Here is a 22,524-nt window from a genome sequence, read left to right as displayed (position 1 = left end):
CGGGGCCGACCGGAATAACAGGCCCAACCGGAGAAACGGGGCCGACCGGAATAACAGGCCCAACCGGAGAAACGGGGCCGACCGGAATAACAGGAGCAACCGGAGAAACGGGGCCGACCGGAATAACAGGAGCAACCGGAGAAACGGGGCCGACCGGAATAACAGGCCCAACCGGAGAAACGGGGCCGACCGGAATAACAGGCCCAACCGGAGCAACAGGTCCTACTGGGGGTATCGGTCCTATAACCACAACCAATTTGTTATATTACACTTTTGCAGATGGAGAGAAACTTATATATACAGATGCTGACGGGATACCTCAATATGGTACAACGAATATTTTGTCTCCTAGTGAAGTTTCTTATATTAATTTGTTTGTTAACGGAATACTACAACCACAACCATTATATGAAGTGAGTACTGGTAAATTAACTTTATTGGATACGCAACCACCATCGCAAGGATCTTCAATTATATTACAATTTATCATTATTAATTAAAAGGACAGATCCTTAATGAAAAGGAATCTGTCCTTTTTTGTTTTATATTTAAATAGTTAAAATTAAGTGAAGGTACATTCAATTTCTAGCTGTCATAAATGGTTGAATGATAGGAATTTTAACTTCAATCCTTTCCACAGTGTATTGGAATAAAATATAAAATGAATTTTTCAATATATTATATGAGAGTCCTCTATAATACAAACGGCTTCATGTTTAAAAAGAGAACACAATCTTAGTAAAGAAATAATGTATATTTATATAAAAAAATGGCACTGTTAATTGTTGAGTATATTCAAATTAATATGTGTATTTAAACCTAAGAGATAAACGTGGAAAAATAAAATAAACCCGTAAGTTTAGGTATTTAATCTAAGCAGTCAATTATTAAAAACATATAATTAATATGTGAGTCATGAACATAATTAAATAACGTTTTTAAGTTTAATTATATTTCATGTTTCCTATTTTAAGTCAATATATAACATGTTTTTTTACAACTTTATGATCCTTATAATAGGAAAAACTCAAATATAAAACAAGTAAGGAGGACATAAATGACAAACAATAATTGTTTTGGTCATAACCACTGCAATAATCCGATTGTTTTCACTCCAGATTGTTGTAATAATCCACAAACAGTTCCAATTACTAGTGAGCAATTAGGTAGATTAATTACTTTACTAAACTCTTTAATAGCGGCTATTGCAGCGTTTTTTGCAAACCCAAGTGATGCAAACAGATTAGCTTTACTCAATTTGTTTACTCAACTATTGAACTTACTAAATGAATTAGCACCTTCTCCAGAAGGGAATTTCTTAAAACAATTAATTCAAAGTATTATCAATTTACTACAATCTCCTAACCCAGATTTAGGTCAATTGCTTTCTTTATTACAACAATTCTATAGTGCTCTTGCACCATTCTTCTTCTCTTTAATTATTGACCCTGCAAGTTTACAACTTTTATTAAACTTATTAACTCAATTAATTGGTGCTACTCCAGGAGGAGGAGCAACAGGCCCAACAGGTCCAACAGGTCCAGGAGGAGGAGCAACAGGTCCAACAGGTCCAACAGGTCCAGGAGGAGGAGCAACAGGTCCAACAGGTCCAACGGGAGACACAGGTCTAGCAGGAGCAACGGGAGCAACAGGTCCAACAGGAGATACTGGAGCAGCAGGCCCAACAGGTCCAACGGGAGACACAGGTCTAGCAGGAGCAACGGGTCCAACAGGAGCAACAGGTCTAGCAGGAGCAACAGGCCCGACAGGAGCAACAGGTCTAGCAGGAGCAACAGGCCCGACAGGAGCAACAGGTCTAACGGGAGCAACTGGTGCAACGGGAGCAACTGGTGGCGGAGCTATTATTCCGTTTGCTTCAGGTACAACACCAGCAGCATTAGTTAATGCGTTAGTAGCTAATACAGGAACTCTTCTTGGATTTGGATTTAGTCAGCCTGGCATAGCTCCAGGTGTCGGAGGAACTCTCACAATACTACCAGGTGTTGTAGGTGATTATGCATTTGTAGCACCACGTGATGGAATTATCACGTCATTAGCAGGATTCTTTAGTGCAACAGCGGCGTTAGCTCCATTAGCACCTGTTCAAATTCAGATGCAAATATTTATCGCACCTGCTGCAAGTAATACGTTTACACCAGTAGCGCCACCTCTATTATTAACACCAGCATTACCAGCAATAGCAATTGGTACTACAGCAACAGGAATCCAAGCATATAATGTTCCAGTAGTTGCTGGGGATAAAATATTAGTATATGTTTCATTAACAGCAGCAAGTCCAATAGCAGCAGTTGCCGGATTTGTAAGTGCAGGTCTTAATATCGTTTAATTTGTTACAATGTTTAGTAGGAAATTAAACAGGGGTTTGTATATAGTCCTTCCTAATAAATTTAGGAAGGACTATATTTTTGGGGGAAATAAGTAATAAATCAATTGAACAATTACTCTTTGTTAAGTTCGTATAAAAAAGTATAATTTACCCTTTCTTATTTAATGAATAAGTTATGTAACTTAAAAAATTTTCACTCAGCAAAAAAGATGAATTCTTTTAAAAGAATTCATCCAAAAAATAAACTATTTATTTTTATTACAGTTACATCCTTTTTTCTTTACATAGCCTTGCTCGGCTAAGTCTCTTTGCGATTGGGAATTGGAAGATTGAGAGGATGCTGAAGAGCTACTATTTTTATTATAAGAGTAGTTTTTTCGATAGTTATAATTACTCATAGTACTATCACCTCCAATTTAATATATAAATATTATATGTATGTACACTAGCAATTGTTACTATTTTTAATAGGAAGAGAAGATACAATAAAAAAATCTCCTTGGTATTTTCCTAGGAGATAAATGATGATTCTTTTAAAAATTTACAAATTAATAGCCCCAGTAAAGAGGAAAGTAATAAGAATCTTGGTGATACGGATTATGTTGTTGAGCGAGGGGCTGGGTTGGATAATTTTTCATTTCACGGTTTTGATTGCAGTTTGCCGGAGGACCAATTACAGTAGTTGATTGAATAGGGGAAACCGCTTGTTTCCATTGTTGTTCATTGAGACAGTAAGTATGGGCCATCATATGGGCTGGAGTTAACCTTAAAATGTCAGAACCGAAAATAACTTCTGGAGTTGGAGCATTGAAAATAGCTAATAAATGAGTATTATCTGCTGTAGCAATTTCATAATGCCACCACGCTTGTGGAATGTTGGCAACTTGCCCGGGTTTTATCGGTAAGTGTAATATTTGATTCGTAAATGGATTAAGTAAAGAAACAACAACAGACCCTGAAATACAATAAACAAGTTCAGCTGCATTTTGATGAATATGTGGTTCTACAACATTTCCTGTACTTAAATAAATATCTAATAATGAAGTATTTTCTAAAGTATTTAATTGTTTAATACCAAGTACATTTATATAATTTTGGGCATCTTTCCGAAAAAAATTACTTTTATTTACATCATAAGTAAAATTGGTTGAGGGGGAGGTATAGTCGATGTTGGCAGTCAATTGTATTACCTGCCTTTCTATAGGTAAGTTAGGTTACAAAATTAGGATATGTGTCTAGTCTTTGTTTTGTGCTGTTGTCGGTAGCTTAATAAATTCACTTATTCCATAAAGAATAAGGTGTTAAGACTAAACTATATTCGTATTCCCATTCATACTTTGGATTGATGGAAAAAAGTAATGAAAATGTTAATTTAAAATTACATCAATCATTTATAAGGAGTGAATGTTCATGTCATTTAGTGAAATGATTAGAAATGAAGTACTCAGCTGGGCGGGTGTTTCTGAAAAACCGCATCGATTTGGTGGTATTGAAATAAATTATGGTAAGAAAGAACTTGGGCATCTTCATGGTGATAAATTAGCTGATTTACCATTTCCGAAGTTAAAGAGAGATGAATTAGTGAAGCAAGGATTGGTAAAACCACATCACGTATTACCTGAATCAGGATGGATCAGTTATTATTTAAAGAGTGAAGAGGATATTCCATTTGCAATTGAGTTATTTCGTATGCAATATGATCGAATTAAAAAGTAATGAAATAAAGTAGGGTAATAAAAATTTATTTTTATGTCACATCCCTCCTTAATCGTTCGTCTTGTATGTAGAACGATTGAGGAGGGATTTTATTATGGATACATTTGATATAGCAATTGTTGGCGGTGGGCTTGCTGGATTAACAGCATCTATATATTTAGCGAAAGCTGGAAGGAAAGTGATTGTATTAGAAAAGTCTAGTCAATTCGGTGGCCGAGGGATGACTATAAATAAAAATGGAATCTGCATGAATCTTGGTGCACATGCTTTATATAGAGGCGGGACAGCGTTTATAACTTGTAATGAGCTCGGTATGAATCTTCCAGGTGGAATACCATCTACAAAAGCACATGGAATATGGAAAGGGGATATATTCACTATCCCAACAGATTTTTACTCAATTTTATCAACACCACTACTTTCTTGGTCTGCAAAAGTACAATTCTCACGTCTTATGATGCGTTTAGGAAATTTAGATGTAGGAGAAGTTCCGAAAATGAGTCTAACTACATGGGCAGAAAATGAAATAAAAGATCCAATGGTTCGCAATATATTTTATGCGCTATGCCGGACAACAACATATACGTTTGCTCCTACAATACAATTAGCATCATCTGTACTAAAGCAAATACAGCTTTCTATAAAAGAGGGGGTGCTTTATGTAGATGGTGGTTGGGAGACGATAATAACAAAATTAAGAGCTATAGCGAATGATATTGGGGTACAGTTTTTGGCTAAAAAGCATGTTGTGGAAATTGAGCATTCCGAAGATAAACAAAGAATACATTGTGTTGATCATGAGGTTTTTGAAGTAGGCACAGTTATCGTGACGACTCCGCCGAAAGAAGCTTGTAAAATAATAAAAGGTGCAGAAGGAACAAGTTTGCATAGATGGAGTGAACAATCGGTACCGGTTACTGTTGCTGCATTAGATATTGGCTTGAGACAATTACCCAATCCTACACATCAATTTGTATTAGGATTAGATCAACCTATATTTTTCACAAATCAATCGAGAGCAGCTAAATTAAGTGAAGATGGATCAATTGCAGTGAGTCTAATTAAGTACCATAATCCTGTGCTAGAGATGAATCATATTCATGAAGATAAAGAACAATTGGAAAGTACGATGGAGTTGTTACATCCAAATTGGAAAAGAGAAGTTGTTGCACAGCAATATTTACCGAAAATAACAGTAGTACATGATTTTCCTCATATTGACCGTGTTGAAAAACCGGGCCCTAATATACCTGAAATGCCAGGTGTTTATGTTGCAGGAGATTGGGCAGGGCATGATGAAATATTAGCTGATGCTGCGGTAGCAAGCGGGAAACGTGCAGCGTTACACATTTTAAAGCAATATGAAAGTGAGGCAGTTCATCATGGAAACGGAGCAGTTATATGAAGCGTATCAACCATTATTATTTTCGTTAGCATACAGAATCCTTGGGAGTGTTATGGATGCTGAGGATATCGTTCAGGATGTATTTATCTCGCTAAATAATATAGAAGATCCTCAATCTATAGAAAATATGAAAGCATATTTATGTAAGATGGCGACAAATCGTTCAATTGATAAATTACGATCGGCAGCGCATAAGCGTAACGTGTATGTAGGGATGTGGTTACCAGAGCCAATTGTAGAAGAGAGTGATGAGCCATCAAAGTCTTTTATAATGAAAGAATCCCTTTCCACCGCATATTTATTACTTTTACAACAGTTATCTGAGGTAGAAAGGATTGTTTTCATATTAAGAGAGGTTTTCAGTTATGAATACGAAGAAATAGCTTCAATTGTTGATAAGAGTAGTGTGAACTGCAGGAAGATCTTTCAACGTGCTCGAAAAAGCATGTTGGAGAAACCGAAGCAATCAAAATTAAGCACGGAGAAAATGGCTTCTTATGTTGAAAAGTTTGTATCATCATTACAGTGTGGGGATGCGGAAGGTATGTTAGAAGTATTAAAAACAGATGCTATACTCAAAGCTGATGGTGGCGGTAAAGTTACGACTGCGATCAATCCGATTTATTCTGCAGATCGAATTATACGTTTGTTCTTTGGGATTGCACAACGATTGACAGAAGAGTACACTGTTGATTTCAAAATGGTAAATGGTATACCAGGAGTTATAGTTACAATAAATAATAAAGTAACGTATGTGCTTTCGTTTGCATTTGAGGATGAGAAGATTTCAAATATTTATATGATGGTTAATCCTGAAAAACTTATGCATTTAAATGTAAAAATATAAAAAAGCGCATTTCTTCAGAAATGCGTTTTTTATTATTTTTCTAACATTTCAAGAGGTACATCTTTTTCGCCGGCTACCTCAAATTTAATTTCCCCGTCTTCTTCATAAATACGTGTAATAATCGGTATAGTAATCATTAATTTTTTATGCTGCTTTCGTTTTCGAGCAGCATCTAAGCTAATAACGTTCATTTGTAAGCATCCTTTCTTCTGGAAATATATAAACAAAGAAAATGCGTCCGAAAAGGGCGCTTAATTGAATTTGAAATACCGATTCATTTAAATGGGGTTTATATAATTTAATAACTGCAATTTTAATATGAAATAATATGAATGGAATAATTGCACGTAGAAATTAACTTTACCAAAAAACGAAACAATATGCTATAAAAAATTATAAATCTTTGTCATATAACAGGAAAAAGGTTTTTGTTTCGCATATAATAAAAAGTAGACGGGCAGCAAGAGCTTTTTTCATCATATTGCTTGGAAAGGCGATGAAAAGAATGGATACAGTAGATTCATTATTATTGCAACTTGAACAATATGGAGAAGAGCATGATCGAAATAAAAAAACAAGGGAAGAAAAATTACGGAATGTTTCTCGTGAGATGGGGCAATTTTTATCAATTTTAGTAAAAGGGTGTAATGCAAAAAACATCTTAGAAATTGGAACTTCTAATGGTTATTCTACATTGTGGTTAGCTAATGCAGTAGAAGAAACAAATGGAAATGTAACAACTGTAGAGCTTTCTTCAGAACGAGTTGGAGAGGCACTTGTCAATTTTGAAAAGGCAAACCTGTTACAAAGAATCGATATTCATAATCAAGAAGCAGGGGCATTTTTAGATTCACAATTAGATCATTCATTTGATTTTATTTTCCTAGATTCAGAGCGCACGCAATACATGTGGTGGTTTGAGCATATAAAACGTATGTTACAACCAAAAGGTTTTCTTGTTGTTGATAATGCAACTTCTCATGCGAGTGAATTAGATGAGTTTATAAAAATGATTGAAGAAGATGATACGTTTGAAACGGTGTTATTAGCGTTTCAAAAGGGAGCATTTGTAGCTCGCAAAAATAAATAGAAGTGAGTGTAATAGAATTATCACATTGAAAACGGGTGAATGTCAAAAGATTGAGTGTAGCACGATTAAAAGAACATAAATTATTTAGGAAATATATGAAGAATCCGCCTTCAGCATGTAGTTCTCTAGGTCTTAAGTCTGAGGAAAATTATGTTGATTACAGGTATACTTATAGTAAGAAACAGGGAATGACTGCATAAACAGACATTTCTAAAAAAATCGATTTCAAGCAGTCAGAATGTATATGAAATACGATATAATTGATGAAATATAGTGCATATAAATTCGCACATATAAATAAAGGAGCGATTTTGTTGACTGAACTCGAGAAAAAAGAACCTGTATCCATTGTGAAAGATAATAATGTAGAAGTAGTAGTTGATACAGTTATAAAAGATGAAGAATTAGAGGAACTAAATAAAGAAGCTGATCTTTATGTACAAAAGTTAAATAGCGAGCAAAATACAGATTTATCAAAAGTATTGTCTCAGCTAGGAGATTTAGGGGATAAAGAGCAACAAGCAGCAGGACAAACGTTATCAGCTTTAAAACGCCCTGTAACAGCGATGATGAATGGGAAAAATGAAGAAATTCCAAATACATTGTTAGAATTACGAAAAGTGGTATCAGAGCTTGATCCCAATTCACTTAAAGCAAGTGGTATGAAGAAAATAATGTTTAAAGTATTCAAGAAAAATCCACTTGAAACATACGTGCATAAATACCAATCTATAGATAAACAAATCGAGGAAATTATTAGATCCCTTCTAATTGGCCGTGATAACTTACAAGAGGATACAGTTGGTCTTGAAATGTTAAAAGAACAATCGCACGATAAAATTCATGCGCTTGATAAACAAGTATACTTAGGGAAAAAGCTTGCTGGCATGCTTGAAGCTGAGAAACAAAACCCAGAGCGTCAAAGAGATATTCCGTTAATTAACGATGCGTTAGAAAAGATACTTGTACGTACACGTAATATGCAGCAAGCGAAAAGTGTATTATTACAATCGATAGCTTCTGTAGACATCATTAAGAAAAATAACGAAAAGTTAACAGAGGCAATACGAAATGCAATTACGATGACGCAAAACGTTGTAACAGTTTCAGCTGCTATTCAGCTAGCATTAACGAATCAACGTAAAACAATTGACGCTGTAAATGCGACGAATGAAGCAATTGAATCGATGGTATTAAGTAATTCTCAAGCGTTAAAACAAAATACAGAAGAGACGACGAAATTGCTTGAAAATCCCGCTATTAGCATGGATAAATTACGTGAATCATTCCAAAATGTGTTCGCTGCAATTGAAGCATCTGAAAAATCGTCAGAACGTATTATCGAGTCAAGTAAGAAGTTCGTTATTGAACTAGACACATTTAATGATGAGATGAAGCAGAAACTCATTCAGCGTCCAAGGAAATAACGGATTATTAGAGGAGGTGAACAAATGAGTTTCATTCAAACAGTACTATTACTACTCGGTACATTGCTTTTAATAGCATTTACTGTTGTTGTTTTAGTCGTATATTTCGGACGGAAGTTGTATTTTTCATGGACGAAGCCATATAAAAGAGCGCAAGATTCTTTAGATAAGTTATCAAACAAATCAATACCGTTTCTACAAGAATTTACACAACATCCACTGTTTTATCGCTGGATTCGCACTGAAGGAAAGAAAGAACAAAATACATTAAATACTCTATTTTGTGCATCAGGTCAACGTACGAGAGAACAAGTCTTCTCGATGTTACCGAAAGAAAAGCAGAAAAAAGTGCATGTAATGGCAAAAACTACGAAAAAGTTTACGAATGAAGATATCGATGTGGCTGCGATGAAAGTGAAAGATTTCTTAAGACAAGAAACACAACAAACTGTAAAACCGACAGACTTATCATTTTACAAATTGTATTTTTATGACCGTTATCCAGACGCATTAAATACAATTCAAGCGTATAAACGCTCAATAAATCCTTCATTACAAAGAACGGTTGATGATATTACAATTTCAGTATTGAACGCACTTCCGTACTATCAAGAGCAACGCATGTTTGAACAACAACATAAACTTGAAACGTTCTTAATGAAAGATTTAACGGCCATGTTATCGTTGGTAGTACAATTACCACCTTCACAAAGACCAGAGAAGGAAGAAGAATTGAAAATCTACTTGGAAAATTTCCAAAAAGAAATGGAAGTAGTAGAGCGAGATATTCGCGACTCAATTGATCACGATTTAAATGTGAAGATGAGAGCAGCGACTGAGAAGTTTAAGAATAAATAGAAGAGATCGCCTAAAAAGTTGAATGTTTCAGCTTTTAGGCGTTTTTTTTGTGAGTTGAGAGAGTGTAATCTTTTGTGAAATTGTATATACAAACGTTAATAAGTGGTAAAATATAGAGTGTTTTTTTATACTTTGTGTAAACAATTATTATAAAAGGGGTATGATATTGTGCTAATTGAGTTAGTCATACTATTTGTAATTCTATTTTTATTTCTTGGCTACCCTATTAGTAAAGCATGGGATAGTTTCCAATTGAAGAAGGAGAATTCCTCAAGTATACTAAAGTTCGAGCCACAGGAAATATTATCAATAGGTTTGAGTTATTTTATCTTTGGTTTAGGTATTATGTGGAATGCAAATGATGTAAGAGCAGGAATACCATTACATAAATTCGAAAAGAACGGAATGATGTCTGATCAATATGCTTCTTTAGCACATGACCACATTGCGATAGTAGTTCTTTTAGTTATTTTAGGTGGAGTTTCGTATTGGAGATTAACAACAGGCTTAATAAAACTTTCACCAATATTTTATATTTTTTATAGTACTTTAATGATAGTAAACATTGTATATACATTCATCTATATTACTCATACAGGCTCTGCTTTTTATACGGAATTAGGAGGATTGAGATACATTCCAGTCTTTTGTATTCAAGTTGGAATGCTTGCATTTAGTCTATTATTCTTAGCTAAATTAAGAAATACATTAGGTTATTTCATACAATCTCAGAATGAGAAAGATTATACGCAGAGCAACAGAATTATATTATTGCTGTATCGCATTTCTTTTGGATATCAAAAAATGGCTACAGTCTGGATGATAAGTTTATTTCCTGTCTTGTTAATTGTTCAATTTATTTTAATACTGTTTGGCCAAAAACCAGATAGTTTTATAAGAGTGTTTATGGAAACAAGTAGTTTTAATTATTCTAAGATTCCCGCCCCAAGTCCTCAAATTGTCTCCGGGGATGGGCATTATTTATGTACAGTTTCTGTGAAAGGTCATAAAAACATCGTTAAGCCATTACGAACAGGAATTAGGCATGGGGAAAGAATTACAGTTAATCGACAGTTATTAATTGCGAACGCTTTTGAAAATGTAATTGAGGAGCGGGTACCAAAATGTCATAAAGTTATTCGTAATTTTTATGATAAATACGGTTATCCAATTAGTAAACATATTAATACGAAATGGTCGGCTGATTTTGTTTATATTTTAATGAAGCCACTAGAATGGTTCTTCTTATTTGTACTTTACACAGTAGATAAAAACCCTGAGAATAGAATTCATATTCAATATAGTGAACTACGAAAATAAAAGTAAGAGCCCGCATTCAAAAAAATGCGGGCTCTTACTTTTATTTTGCTTGAATAGTAGATTTACTAGAAGCCACACTTTCATTATGCAATCGATCAACTGCAGTTACGACATACGTATACGTTTCTCCAGAAATAGCGGTTTTATCTACATAAATTTCTCCAAGTTTTGTTTTTCTTACAGTAGTAAGTAAATTTTTGGGGTTTTGTATATCTACTTCATTTTTCCCATTCGTGCGGTAAATAGCGTAATAAGCAGAATCATTATCTCTATTGTCAATGATACCGATTGCAATACCTTCATTTCTTGGAATGGCACCTTTTAATGTCGGTTGTTTTGGTGGATCATGATCAATCCAAGGCATAGGCGGGATTAATGCAGGATGTATATATATGTCTTTTGAGAGTCTATCTTTAACTCCAAGTGGATTGTTATTAATATCTTTTAAGCTAAAATGCATACTACCTTTTATTTCAGGATATAGCCGGTTTAATGTAATTTGTCTTGGATATTCTTCTGGATCAGACCAAGCAGGGACGGAGTTATTATTAATTTTATAGGCCGCTTGACCGATGTATAGGTGAATCGGTTTGTTATTTGTTTCTTTAACCCACCAATCTACTAATATGTCATATGCAGCTGGTGTGAAACCTATATTCCAATATATTTGCGGTGTAATGTAGTCAATATATCCTTTTTGTATCCACTCACGTGTGTCAGCATAAAGGTCATCATAGTTTCTTTGGCCTGCGGTTGTGTTAGAGCCAGTCGGATCGTCAGCTATATTTCGCCATACACCGAACGGACTAATGCCAAACTTTACGTATGATTTTTCTTGTTTTATAGCAGTATTTAAATCTTTTACAAGTTCATTTACATTGTTACGTCGCCAATCTTCTATATTTGTAAATTTACCGTTATTATATGTTTCGTATGTTTTCTGATCTGGAAATTCTTCACCGGCTACTTTATATGGGTAAAAATAATCATCCATATGCAGCGCATCAATATCGTAATTTTGTACGATTTCTAAAGCACCTTCTGTTATAAATTTTTTCACTTCTGGAATACCGGGATTGTAATATAACTTTCCGCCATAAGGTACAACCCAATTGGGGTGTTGCCTTGCAGGGTGATTATTTGATAATCGATTTATATCAGTGTGATTCATCGTTATTCGGTATGGATTAATCCATGCGTGGAATTCTATATTTCTTTTGTGTGCTTCTTCAATCATAAATGCAAGTGGATCGTATCCGGGGTCTTTTCCTTGTGTACCCGTAATGTATTCAGACCAAGGGCCGTAATTTGAAGGATAGAAAGCATCAGCTGTTGGTTTAATTTGTACAACAACTGCATTCATACCAGTGCTTTTTACATCGTCTAATAATCTTATAAATTCTTGTTTCTGCTTTTCAATAGGTAAGCCAATTTTTGTGGGCCAATCAATATTCAGAACTGATGCGATCCATACAGCACGTAATTCATGTTTTTTGTACGTAGTATTTACTTCAGCATAAGTAGAGTGAGGGGAAATGAAAGAGAAAGGGATGAACAAGATGACGATACAACATATCATTAATAAACGTTTAACGATCATTTATACGCCTCCCTATCATATGATTATTTAAAATAATATCTGAGGTGAGGTTGGCCTTGCAATAGAGAAAATTACACATTGAAACATTAATTTAATAGGAAAAATATTTTTAATGAAATTTACTTTCATTATAACTAAATTCATTTACTACTTCATATGCTTGTTAGTAAAGTGAAACTTCCTTTCATTTGAAGGGTAATAAATTATAAGTATAGGAGGATTAATAAATGAAGGTTTTGTTTGTCTGTTCTGGAGGAATGTCCAGTGCAATTGTTGTAAACGCTTTAAAAAAAGAAGCGGAGAAAAATGGTTTGAACATGGAAGTGCATGCAATTGGAACGAATGAGGTAGAGGGAGAAGTAAAGAATGGCTGGGATGTCGTAATGGTGGCACCTCAAATAAGACACCGATTTGACTCTGTAAAAAAATTTGCAGAGGAGGAATCTATTCCGTGTGGCATCATTCCACCGCAAGCATACACGCCGCTTGGAGGCCCGACTTTATTAAAAACTGTAAATGAATTAATCAGTTAGGGGGAAGCGTTATGAATAAGTTTGTCACGTTTCTTGATAAAAACTTATCTGGCCCGATGGCAAGGCTTTCTGAGCAGAGGCATCTACAAGCAATCCGTGATGGAGTTATTTCGGCGTTACCATTTATTATAGTAGGAAGCTTCTTTTTAATAGTAGCATTTCCACCACTGCCGAAAGATAGTTTCATATCGGTTTGGGCATTAAAGAATCAAACAAGTATATTAATACCATATCGTTTAACTATGTTTATTATGTCCTTATATATAGCATTTGGAATAGGATATAATTTAGCGAAAAGTTATAAATTAGATGCTTTATCAGGAGCACAGCTTGCGGTATGTTCACTACTTTTAACATTAACGCCTGAGTTAATTGATAAAAAAGGATTTATGCTTCCAATGACAAACCTCGGAGGTCATGGATTATTTGTGACGATGATTGTCTCTATTTTATCAGTTGAGATTTTAAGATTTTGTAAGAAGAATAACGTAACGATAAAAATGCCAGAACAAGTACCACCGTCAGTATCACGTTCATTTGAAGCACTTATACCTGCAGCATTCGTTATTATTATTATGAGTCTTATTACAGTCGTTTTTAAAGTTGATTTACATTACGTTGTAGATAAACTAGCCGCACCGTTAGTAAAAGCTGGTGATAGTTACTTTGGCGTTATTATACCTGTATTTTTAATTACGTTTTTCTGGTCTTTCGGGATACACGGAGTATCAGTTGTAGGTACTGTGGCAAGGCCGCTTTGGGATGTGTATTTAGGAAAGAACGGTGAAGCTGTAGCAAGTGGAGCGAGTCATTTTCCGTTTATTGCACCAGAACCGTTTTATCAATGGTTTATTTGGATTGGTGGTTCGGGCGCAACGTTAGGGCTTGTGTTAGCTATGATCGTATTTGGTCGATCAAAATATTCGAAAGCATTATCGAGAACGTGTATTGTTCCGGGGATTTTTAATATAAATGAACCGGTTATATTCGGTTTGCCGATTGTATTAAATCCAATTTTAATTATTCCTTTCGTCATTACGCCGCTAGTAACAGCGACTATTGCTTATGCCGCAACGGCAATGGGATTTGTAACGCCAACTCATATTATGCCACCATGGACACTACCAGCCCCAATTGGTGCATATTTAGCTACAGGTGGAGATTGGCGTGCTATTGTATTAGTCTTAATAAATATAGCTATATCATTCCTTATTTATTTACCATTCTTTAAAATGTACGACAAAAATATGCTTGAAATTGAAAAGCATGGTGACGGGGAATCTGTTAATCCTTAATCTGCATGCTGTTATTTTGAGTGATAGACTTCTGTCTATCACTTCTTTCACATTAAAACCAGTAAGGGGGGAATAAAATGAATATAAAATTTAGTTATAAAGGTGTATTTTTATTATTATTTGGAGTGATTTGTTCAAATTTACTTTTTGTCCCTTTATTAGGCATGCTAAATCTATCGCAAATGCATAGTATATGGCTCGTTACAAGCATTGCGGCAAGCGTTTTGCTTACGATAGTTGTTTCTTTCATCGATGGGTCGTTTGCATCGAAAGCTCAATTGTTTTTTAGATTTATATTGTTTTCGATTGGTTGTACGTTGGTTACTTACATGATTGTTTTTTAGTAAATAGGAGGTCATGCACGTTATGTATATTGCAGGGGTAATGTCCGGTACATCATTAGACGGAATAGATGTAGCACTCGTTCATATAGAAGGAAGCGGTGTAGATTCTAAAATTGAACCCATCTATTTTACTACAGTTCTATTTTGTAATGATATAAAAAATGAGATCCAACAAGCGTTATCAATTGAAACTTCGAATGTCCAACTTATATGTAGTTTGAATTTTAAACTTGGTTTATTCTTCGCCAATGCTGTAAAGGAAGTTTGTAAAGAGGCCAATTTTCCTTTGAGACAATTAGATTTAATAGGTTCTCACGGACAAACGATTTATCATCAGCCAAAGCAAGAAGGGAATATTATTTCTTCAACATTGCAAATTGGGGAACCAGCAGTAATAGCATATGAAACGAACTCGACGGTTATCTCGAATTTCCGAACAATGGACATGGCGGCAGGGGGACAAGGTGCACCACTTGTACCATATTCAGAAGTTATTTTATATCAGCATCAAACTAAAAATAGACTGCTACAAAATATTGGTGGGATTGGGAATGTTACAGTGCTTCCAAGTAAACGAAGTAATGAGAGTGTTATTGCTTTTGATACGGGACCAGGCAACATGGTAATCGATGAAGTATGTCAAAGATTATTTCATGTACCATATGATCAAAATGGTTGGATTGCAAAGCAGGGGGTAGTTGTAGATGAAATTTTAACATACTGTATGAACCATCCATTTTTGAACATAAAACCACCAAAATCAACAGGTAGAGAACAGTTTGGAGAAGCGTTTGTGACTGAATTATTGAATCGATTTAAAAAGCATAGTAAAGAAAATATATTGGCAACTGTCACGATGTTTACAGCATGTTCAATTGTTCATCATTATAAGGCGTTTATTTTGCCGTATTATGAAATTGATGAGGTGATTTTAGGTGGTGGTGGAAGTTATAATAATACACTTGTTGAAATGTTACGGAATGGATTAAGAGAAGAGAAATGTAGCATATGTATACAAGAAGATATTGGTCATTCTTCAGCAGCGAAAGAAGCAATTGCATTTGCTATTTTAGCAAACGAAACGTATCATCGTAATCCGAGTAATGTGCCGAGCGCAACAGGTGCTAAGAATTCCGTAATTTTAGGGAATATAACATTCCCTCCATACGCAGATGAAAATGAGGCGAACATATGAAGTATATGATTGGAGTAGATGGCGGGGGAACGAAGACGGAGGCCATTGCATTTGATCAAGATGGAAATGAAGTTGTAAGAGGTACGAGCCGATTTGGAAATGTATTAATAGATTTTGATCAGGCACTGTTGCATATTATGGAAGCAATTGATCAATGCCAGAAGAGTTTAATAAATGGGCATTGCGTTTGTATTTGTTTAGGAGTAGCTGGTATAAGCGGAGCGAATACAAATGAATTAACATTACGTTTTAAAAAGAAATACGGAACAAAAATTGAAATTTTTAATGATGCAATGATTGCGCATGCAGCAGCTTTAAAAGGTAAGGATGGAATATTAACTATAGGTGGTACAGGTGCAATTTGTATCGGAAAGAAAGAAGAAGTATATCAGTATAGCGGTGGATGGGGACATATTTTAGGAGATGAGGGGAGCGGATATTGGATTGCATTACAAGCTTTAAAGAAAATGGCAATTCAGTTCGATCAAGGAATCAGTCTTTGTCCATTGAGTTTGAATATTCAAAGGCAGTTTCAACTTTTGACACCGTCTCATATAAAAAGCTTAGTATATACTTCTTCTAAAGATAAAATTGCAGCAATCGCGCCATTAGTTATTCAGGAAGCGAGAAATGGCAATGATGATGCGCATGAAATTATGATGCAAGCTGGAAAGGAATTAGCAAGGATTACAGTAAATGTTTATAACAAGTTGAACTTTAAGTACTCAACGCCAATTGCAGTAAGTGGCAGTATATTGCGTTTAGTTCCTGAAATATTTGCTGTATTTCAGAAATGCTGTGAAGAAAGTATGAAAGAAATTACATTCGTAGCACAAGCAGAAATGGCAGTGAAAGGAACATATTATTTAATGAGGGATATATATTTTAAAAAATAGTGTATGAGAATTTTTGTATGATTTGTAAAAATATGATGTTAAAATGTATAAAGGGATGTATGTTAAAAACGTACAATATACGTAGTAATTGAATATTGTATATGTATTCCCATGTAGAAAGTGAATGATTACATGATTAATAGTATGCAGTTTTTATATTTGGTGGCTTCTTATTTAATTGGAAACATATTGACCGCTTATATAGTAACAAAATTGAGACATAACGTTGATATTAGGGATGAAGGAAGCGGAAATCCTGGCGCAAGAAATATGGGGCGCGTATATGGAAAAGGGTATTTCATCGCTACATTTTTAGGTGATGCGATTAAAGGGGCAATAGTTGTTGCTGTAGCAAAATCTCTTTTTAAAGATCCTACATTCGTAATGTTAACATTATTGGCCGTTATTATTGGACATATTTACCCAGTTTTATTTAAAGGCAAGGGCGGTAAAGGTATTTCAACATTTATAGGAGGACTAATCGCATTTGATTATTTGATAGCGCTTACCCTCTTAGGCATTTTTATTGTATTTTATTTAATATTTAAAGGGTTTACGAAGCCAGGACTAATTACGATTGCTTGTTTACCAATTTGTATGATTCTTTATTCTTATTCTATTGTTACCACTATATTAAGTGGAATGATTATTGTACTTATTCTATATGTAAATCGAGAATAAAATGAATGTTTAATAAGTGGAGATAATCTCCACTTATCATTTTTTATTAAATAGATAAAGGAGATAAGGCATGGGGTTAATTTATAAAGTTGCTGATCAAGATTGGGAATTTGAAAGTATACATAAATTAAATTATAAAACTTTTGTGGAAGAGATACCACAACATGAAGAAACGAAAGACCGGTTTCGTATAGATCGGTTTCATAAAGAAAATACATATTTAATTTGTTTAGATGAGGATAGATTAGTAGGTATGGTCGCAGTGCGGGAAAAACGACCATTCTCGTTAGATTATAAAATCTCAAATTTAGATGTTTATTTGCAAGAGCATGGAGAAAAAGTGTATGAAATTCGTTTACTTTCAGTAGAACGTGAATATAGAAATGGAAGAGCGTTGTTAGGATTAATTCGTTTTCTACATCGTTATTTGCTTCTAAACGGATATGAATTAGCACTCATTTCTGCAACAACACGTGAACTAGCTTTATATAAGCAAATGGGATTCAAATCTTTCCATACGTTAGTTGGTACAGAAGAAGCAACCTTCCAGCCAATGTATGTTACTCCTGCTATGTTTGAAGAGTCGAGTGTTGGGGGGATTATGACGAAAGAATATACGTTTTTACCTGGTCCAGTAGATATTGAAGAGAATGTTCGAAAGGCATTTTCTACGCGGCCTATTTCGCATCGATCTAAGTCATTTCAAGTGACAATGGACAATGCGAAAAAACGGTTACTTCACATGACAAAAGCAAAACATGTACAGCTTATGTTAGGAACAGGGACGTTAGCAAATGATGCGATTGCTTTACAGTTACGTTCTTTAAAAGGGAAAGGACTAATATTAACAAATGGAGAATTTGGAAATAGATTAGTTGGACATGCAAAACGAGCTTGGTTACATTTTGATACGTATAAAAAAGAAATGGGAGAACCGTTTATTTATAACGAATTAGAAGAAATAATAACAACTGGAAATTATGAATGGCTTTGGTTTGTTCATCATGAAACATCTACTGGAATGTTAAACGATTTAGACGAGTTAAATACTCTTTGTAACGAGAATCAAATGAAACTATGTGTAGATTGTATAAGTTCAATTGGAGCAATACCATTAGACCTGAAAGATGTGTATTTTGCAAGTGGTGTTAGCGGTAAAGCGATTAAATCATATACCGGAATTTCTTTCGTTTTTCATAACCACATTGTAAAAATAAACGAGGCTGTGCCGGCCTATATGGACATTGGCATGTATGAAGAAAATGAAAGCATTCCATACTCACAATCATGGAATTTAATTTACGCATTGCAAGAAGCGTTGAAGAGATTTGAAGATGAAAAGGCATTTGTAAAAATTAAAGAGACATACGATTATGTTGAAGAAGTTATTACTGATATGGGGTTAAAGCTTGTTTCACCTAAAGAACATGCCGCGCCAATTATACTTACTATTGTATTGAGCGAAGATCATTCTTCTAAAGTAGTAGGCGATGCGTTAGCATTACAAGGATACATTGTTCATTATGAGTCATCTTATTTGCAAAAGAATAATTGGATTCAAATTGCATGTTTAAATCATTATAAAGAACGCGATATGAAGAGGATGTTAAATTGTTTGCAAATGTGTTTATTTTAGAGTGGGGTACATATATAAAGACTTTTTCTTTTCGTATAAAGGAGCTAAGACTTACGAAAACTTAGGAATAGAACATTGGAAGAGGTGTAAGTATGATAACTAGAAAACTACCATTACATATAGACGATATTAAAAAAGCTCACAAAATTCTAGATAGAAATGCTCGTAAAACGCCATTAGTAAAATCGTTTTACTTGACTAGTAAAACGGGCGGAGAAATTCATTTGAAATTAGAAAATATGCAATTAACGGGTTCTTTTAAATTTCGTGGCGCATTTAATAAAATGTCGCGGCTCACGGATCAAGAAAAAGAAAGAGGTGTAATTGCATGTTCAGCAGGTAATCATGCACAAGGAGTTGCATTATCTGCTCATTTACTCGGTATTAAGAGTAAAATTGTTATGCCAATTTCTGCACCGCAGGCGAAAGTTGAAGCAACTAAAGGATATGGATCTGAAGTAATTTTACATGGTGAAACCTTTGATGATGCAAAGGCAAAATGTGAAGAAATTATAAGGGAAACAGGTGAAACATACTTACATCCATATGATGATGTAGAGGTAATGGCTGGTCAAGGTACAATTGGATTAGATATTCTTGATGATATGTGGGATGTAGATACTGTCATTGTACCAATAGGTGGAGGCGGAATTATTTCTGGTATTTCTGTAGCATTGAAATCTTTTAATCCATCCATTAATATAATTGGTGTCCAAGCAGATAATGTTCACGGAATGAAGGCATCTTACGATAAAGGCGCAATCGTAGAACATTATGAGGCGCCTACTATTGCAGATGGTTGTGCAGTTAAAATACCAGGCGAATTAACATTTGAAATTGTAAAAGAATTAGTAGATGATATTGTAACTGTATCAGAAAAAGAGCTGGAAGTAGCGATGAAAGATTTATTACAACGTGGGAAAGCTGTTGTAGAAGGTGCAGGTGCGTTAGCAACTGCTGCACTTCTTGCAGGAAAAGTTGATAGCTATACAAAAGGGAAAAAGGTAGTAGCAGTTATATCTGGTGGGAACGTGGACTTACAGCGCATATCGAGTGTATGTGAGCACTTTTTTGTTGCTAATGAAGTAAAATAGTTTTATGAAAGAAGAGCTAAGAGAAATAATCTTAGCTCTTACTTTTTGTCTACCGTTTACTGTAAGTAGCGATAAACTTGCAGAATTTTCCGTTTAATTAATTGTATTATTTAAGCGCCAATTTTTGCACATATCTTTAATGTTACAATAATTATTTCAATATTGTCGAAACGTAAGCAGAAATTTAATATAATAGTCTTAATGTGCTAATGAGCGGTGAGGAGGGCAGGTCATGAATAAAGAAGAACAGGTCATGAACGGTTTCAGGGAATTATATAATAAGCTGGTTTGGCTTAATAAAGATAAGATGGAAGAAGGTCTTAAAGGGTTTAAGTCTTCTGAAGTCCACTGTATTGAATATATTGAAAACAATGCAGATTCTAACGTGACACAACTCGCAGAGGCTTTTTATGTGACTCGTGGTGCTATAAGTAGAATGACTAAGAAGCTCATACAAAAAGGCCTTGTTGAAAGCTACCAAAAGTCAGAAAATAAGAAAGAAATTTATTTTAGGCTCACCGAACAAGGGAAAGAAATTTATAAAATCCATGAAGATCTGCACAAAGAGTTTCAAGAGCGGGATAAAGCTGTATTTGAGCAAGTAACTGAAGAAGAATTCAACAGTATAATTAGCTTTGTGGAAAAGTATAGTAGACATTTGGATGCAGAAATAAAGAAACAAGGTATACATATTAAATCGTAATACATTTTAATAATAAAGTGAAACTTTAATCAGTGGGGTTTTCTTCATCTCCACTGATTATCAGCCCTCACCAATCGGGCTTTTACGGGCAGCCTTACTCTAATGAGAATAGGCTGCTTTTTTATTATTTTATTTTTATTGACTAATCAACAAAACAGAGTTATTATTTTGTTGACAAAGCAACAAAATCTTTAGGAGAGAAGTTAAATGTCTATATTTAGATCGGAAAATGAAAGGGAAACTGAAAAAAGCATAGATAAACATGCTTTACTATTCGGACTTATTTCTGTATTTCTTTGTGGTATAGGTTTCAGTATCATCATGCCTGTAGTCCCATTCTTAGTACAGCCATATACAAGTAATCCGGAAGAACAAGCATTAGTTGTTACACTACTAACTTCCGTATATGCCGCCTGCGTGTTTTTAGCTGCTCCAGCACTCGGGGCTTTAAGCGATAAGTATGGCCGTCGTCCATTACTTTTAATATGCTTATTTGGTTCTGCAATCGGGTACTTAGTTTTTGGCATAGGAGGAGCTTTATGGGTACTATTTGCTGGACGGATAATAGAAGGTATAACAGGTGGGAGCATAAGTACTATCTTCGCATATTTTGCAGACATCATTCCAAAAGAGCAGAGAACGAAATACTTTGGATGGGTGAGTGCGGTTGTAGGTGCGGGAACTATTATTGGACCAACTCTTGGGGGCTTACTTGCAAAGTTTGGTCATTCTGTACCATTATACTTTGGAGCGTTCATAACTTTATTAAATGTTTTATATGGTATGAAATACATGCCTGAGAGTCTTGACAAAAATAACAGGTTAAAAGAGATTACTTTTGTAAGGTTAAATCCTTTTGCACAGCTAGCAAACATACTTTCCATGAAAAATTTAAAATGGTTACTTGTCTCAGCGTTTTTACTTTGGATACCTAACGGATCTTTACAAGCAATTTTCACGCAATTTACAATGGATACTTTCAGTTGGAAACCTGCATTAATCGGACTTATGTTTTCAATTTTGGGCTTTCAAGACATTGTTTCACAAAGTTTTATAATGCCAAAGCTTTTAATCAAGCTTAGTGATAAACAAATAGCAATTCTTGGGATGGTTTCGGAGATTATAGGATACAGTTTTATTGCGGCATCAGCTTTGCTTTCACTCTATCCACTACTTATCGTTGGAATGCTGATGTATGGTTTTGGGGATTCAATTTTCGGGCCTTCATTCAACGGGATGCTTTCAAAGTCTGTCAGTTCTAGTGAACAAGGAAGGATTCAAGGTGGAAGCCAATCTATTCAAGCTTTAGCAAGAATGATTGGTCCTATTCTTGGAGGACAAATCTATGTATCACTTGGTCATGCCGCACCTGCTTTTATGGGTATGATTCTTATAGTAGCGGCAATAGCAGTTTTGTATAAGGGGACACATGCAACTGTATAACCAGATAGATATAAGAACAAATAAAAGGGAGTCAGAACTTAGGAACAAGTGCTGACGCCTTATTTGTTTACGGTTTGAGAGCTAAGAGAAATAC

The 22,524-nt window shown here is 34.8% G+C and carries 22 protein-coding genes; 19 read left to right on the top strand and 3 right to left on the bottom strand.

The features are described 5' to 3' along the window. Both F3I02_RS21000 and F3I02_RS20995 read left to right on the top strand, forming a co-directional pair. A partial coding sequence (locus F3I02_RS21000) for a DUF4183 domain-containing protein (RefSeq protein ID WP_196478369.1) occupies positions 1 to 500 on the top strand: 500 nt, incomplete at its 5' end. A 557-nt stretch (positions 501 to 1,057) separates the two neighbouring features. After that, a complete protein-coding gene (locus tag F3I02_RS20995) occupies positions 1,058 to 2,347 on the top strand; it encodes an exosporium glycoprotein BclB-related protein (RefSeq protein ID WP_196478368.1) in 1,290 nt (429 codons plus the stop codon). A gap of 548 nt (positions 2,348 to 2,895) precedes the next feature. Here F3I02_RS20995 and F3I02_RS20990 read toward each other — a convergent pair. Next, positions 2,896 to 3,528 carry a cupin domain-containing protein gene (locus F3I02_RS20990; RefSeq protein WP_196478367.1) on the bottom strand — a complete coding sequence of 211 codons (633 nt, stop codon included), beginning with the start codon at positions 3,526 to 3,528 and terminating at the stop codon, positions 2,896 to 2,898. A gap of 229 nt (positions 3,529 to 3,757) precedes the next feature. Here F3I02_RS20990 and F3I02_RS20985 point away from each other — a divergent pair, with 229 nt between their 5' ends. The 3 genes from F3I02_RS20985 (at position 3,758) to F3I02_RS20975 (ending at position 6,315) form a co-directional block, all read left to right on the top strand. Further along, a complete protein-coding gene (locus F3I02_RS20985; protein WP_000010319.1) occupies positions 3,758 to 4,063 on the top strand; it encodes a luciferase domain-containing protein in 306 nt (101 codons plus the stop codon). A gap of 94 nt (positions 4,064 to 4,157) precedes the next feature. Continuing rightward, entirely contained in the window at positions 4,158 to 5,468 is a 1,311-nt protein-coding gene (locus F3I02_RS20980) for a phytoene desaturase family protein (protein ID WP_000379300.1), read from the top strand. Further along, positions 5,446 to 6,315: a sigma-70 family RNA polymerase sigma factor gene (locus F3I02_RS20975; RefSeq protein WP_000447142.1), complete on the top strand. Its 870-nt coding sequence runs from the start codon at positions 5,446 to 5,448 to the stop codon at positions 6,313 to 6,315. The genes F3I02_RS20980 and F3I02_RS20975 overlap by 23 nt, the downstream gene beginning before the upstream one ends. A gap of 32 nt (positions 6,316 to 6,347) precedes the next feature. On the opposite strand, the gene F3I02_RS20970 is transcribed toward F3I02_RS20975, so the two are convergent. Beyond that, the gene (locus F3I02_RS20970; protein ID WP_001100984.1) at positions 6,348 to 6,506 is read right to left on the bottom strand and encodes a hypothetical protein; all 159 of its coding nucleotides are present in this window, start codon (positions 6,504 to 6,506) and stop codon (positions 6,348 to 6,350) included. A gap of 305 nt (positions 6,507 to 6,811) precedes the next feature. Between F3I02_RS20970 and F3I02_RS20965 the strand changes: the two genes are divergently transcribed. The 4 genes from F3I02_RS20965 to F3I02_RS20950 all read left to right on the top strand — a co-directional run bounded on the left by F3I02_RS20965 (position 6,812) and on the right by F3I02_RS20950 (position 11,010). Further along, positions 6,812 to 7,405 carry an O-methyltransferase gene (locus F3I02_RS20965; protein ID WP_002094007.1) on the top strand — a complete coding sequence of 198 codons (594 nt, stop codon included), beginning with the start codon at positions 6,812 to 6,814 and terminating at the stop codon, positions 7,403 to 7,405. A gap of 314 nt (positions 7,406 to 7,719) precedes the next feature. Next, positions 7,720 to 8,832 carry a toxic anion resistance protein gene (locus F3I02_RS20960; protein WP_000137407.1) on the top strand — a complete coding sequence of 371 codons (1,113 nt, stop codon included), beginning with the start codon at positions 7,720 to 7,722 and terminating at the stop codon, positions 8,830 to 8,832. Positions 8,833 to 8,856: 24 nt separating this feature from the next. Continuing rightward, positions 8,857 to 9,690 carry a DUF3974 domain-containing protein gene (locus tag F3I02_RS20955; protein WP_000008375.1) on the top strand — a complete coding sequence of 278 codons (834 nt, stop codon included), beginning with the start codon at positions 8,857 to 8,859 and terminating at the stop codon, positions 9,688 to 9,690. Positions 9,691 to 9,858: 168 nt separating this feature from the next. Then, positions 9,859 to 11,010 carry a DUF6688 domain-containing protein gene (locus F3I02_RS20950; protein ID WP_196478366.1) on the top strand — a complete coding sequence of 384 codons (1,152 nt, stop codon included), beginning with the start codon at positions 9,859 to 9,861 and terminating at the stop codon, positions 11,008 to 11,010. A 40-nt stretch (positions 11,011 to 11,050) separates the two neighbouring features. Here the strand turns inward: F3I02_RS20950 and F3I02_RS20945 are convergent, their stop codons facing one another. Then, a complete protein-coding gene (locus F3I02_RS20945; protein ID WP_196478365.1) occupies positions 11,051 to 12,610 on the bottom strand; it encodes a glycoside hydrolase family 10-like protein in 1,560 nt (519 codons plus the stop codon). Positions 12,611 to 12,837: 227 nt separating this feature from the next. Here F3I02_RS20945 and F3I02_RS20940 point away from each other — a divergent pair, with 227 nt between their 5' ends. The 10 genes from F3I02_RS20940 to F3I02_RS20895 all read left to right on the top strand — a co-directional run bounded on the left by F3I02_RS20940 (position 12,838) and on the right by F3I02_RS20895 (position 22,430). Beyond that, positions 12,838 to 13,143 (top strand): PTS sugar transporter subunit IIB, encoded by a 306-nt coding sequence (locus tag F3I02_RS20940; RefSeq protein WP_063675324.1) that lies wholly within the window; start codon positions 12,838 to 12,840, stop codon positions 13,141 to 13,143. A gap of 11 nt (positions 13,144 to 13,154) precedes the next feature. After that, the gene (locus F3I02_RS20935; RefSeq protein ID WP_196478364.1) at positions 13,155 to 14,438 is read left to right on the top strand and encodes a PTS sugar transporter subunit IIC; all 1,284 of its coding nucleotides are present in this window, start codon (positions 13,155 to 13,157) and stop codon (positions 14,436 to 14,438) included. A gap of 77 nt (positions 14,439 to 14,515) precedes the next feature. Further along, positions 14,516 to 14,782: a hypothetical protein gene (locus F3I02_RS20930; RefSeq protein ID WP_001021977.1), complete on the top strand. Its 267-nt coding sequence runs from the start codon at positions 14,516 to 14,518 to the stop codon at positions 14,780 to 14,782. Between the two features lie 22 nt (positions 14,783 to 14,804). Then, positions 14,805 to 15,977: an anhydro-N-acetylmuramic acid kinase AnmK gene (anmK, locus tag F3I02_RS20925; protein WP_196478363.1), complete on the top strand. Its 1,173-nt coding sequence runs from the start codon at positions 14,805 to 14,807 to the stop codon at positions 15,975 to 15,977. Then, complete coding sequence (locus tag F3I02_RS20920) at positions 15,974 to 16,873, top strand: BadF/BadG/BcrA/BcrD ATPase family protein (RefSeq protein ID WP_196478362.1); 900 nt, start codon at positions 15,974 to 15,976, stop codon at positions 16,871 to 16,873. Before anmK ends, F3I02_RS20920 begins: the two co-directional genes overlap by 4 nt. Before the next feature lie 132 nt (positions 16,874 to 17,005). Next, a complete protein-coding gene (gene plsY, locus F3I02_RS20915) occupies positions 17,006 to 17,554 on the top strand; it encodes a glycerol-3-phosphate 1-O-acyltransferase PlsY (protein ID WP_000610866.1) in 549 nt (182 codons plus the stop codon). 70 nt (positions 17,555 to 17,624) lie between these two features. Beyond that, positions 17,625 to 19,190 carry an aminotransferase class V-fold PLP-dependent enzyme gene (locus F3I02_RS20910; RefSeq protein ID WP_196478361.1) on the top strand — a complete coding sequence of 522 codons (1,566 nt, stop codon included), beginning with the start codon at positions 17,625 to 17,627 and terminating at the stop codon, positions 19,188 to 19,190. 92 nt (positions 19,191 to 19,282) lie between these two features. Beyond that, entirely contained in the window at positions 19,283 to 20,284 is a 1,002-nt protein-coding gene (gene tdcB, locus F3I02_RS20905) for a bifunctional threonine ammonia-lyase/L-serine ammonia-lyase TdcB (protein WP_000632956.1), read from the top strand. Positions 20,285 to 20,516: 232 nt separating this feature from the next. Continuing rightward, positions 20,517 to 20,987, top strand: a complete 471-nt coding sequence (locus F3I02_RS20900) for a MarR family transcriptional regulator (RefSeq protein WP_001030902.1) — start codon at positions 20,517 to 20,519, stop codon at positions 20,985 to 20,987. 207 nt (positions 20,988 to 21,194) lie between these two features. After that, positions 21,195 to 22,430, top strand: coding sequence for an MFS transporter (locus F3I02_RS20895; protein ID WP_196478360.1), 1,236 nt, complete (start codon positions 21,195 to 21,197; stop codon positions 22,428 to 22,430). Positions 22,431 to 22,524 lie beyond the last annotated feature (94 nt).

The sequence above is a fragment of the Bacillus sp. SRB3LM genome (assembly GCF_015712745.1).
Classification (GTDB): Bacteria; Bacillota; Bacilli; order Bacillales; family Bacillaceae_G; genus Bacillus_A; species Bacillus_A thuringiensis_K.
The sequence above is the reverse complement of the archived record's forward strand: the minus strand, read 5'-3'. Positions and strand labels throughout refer to the sequence as shown.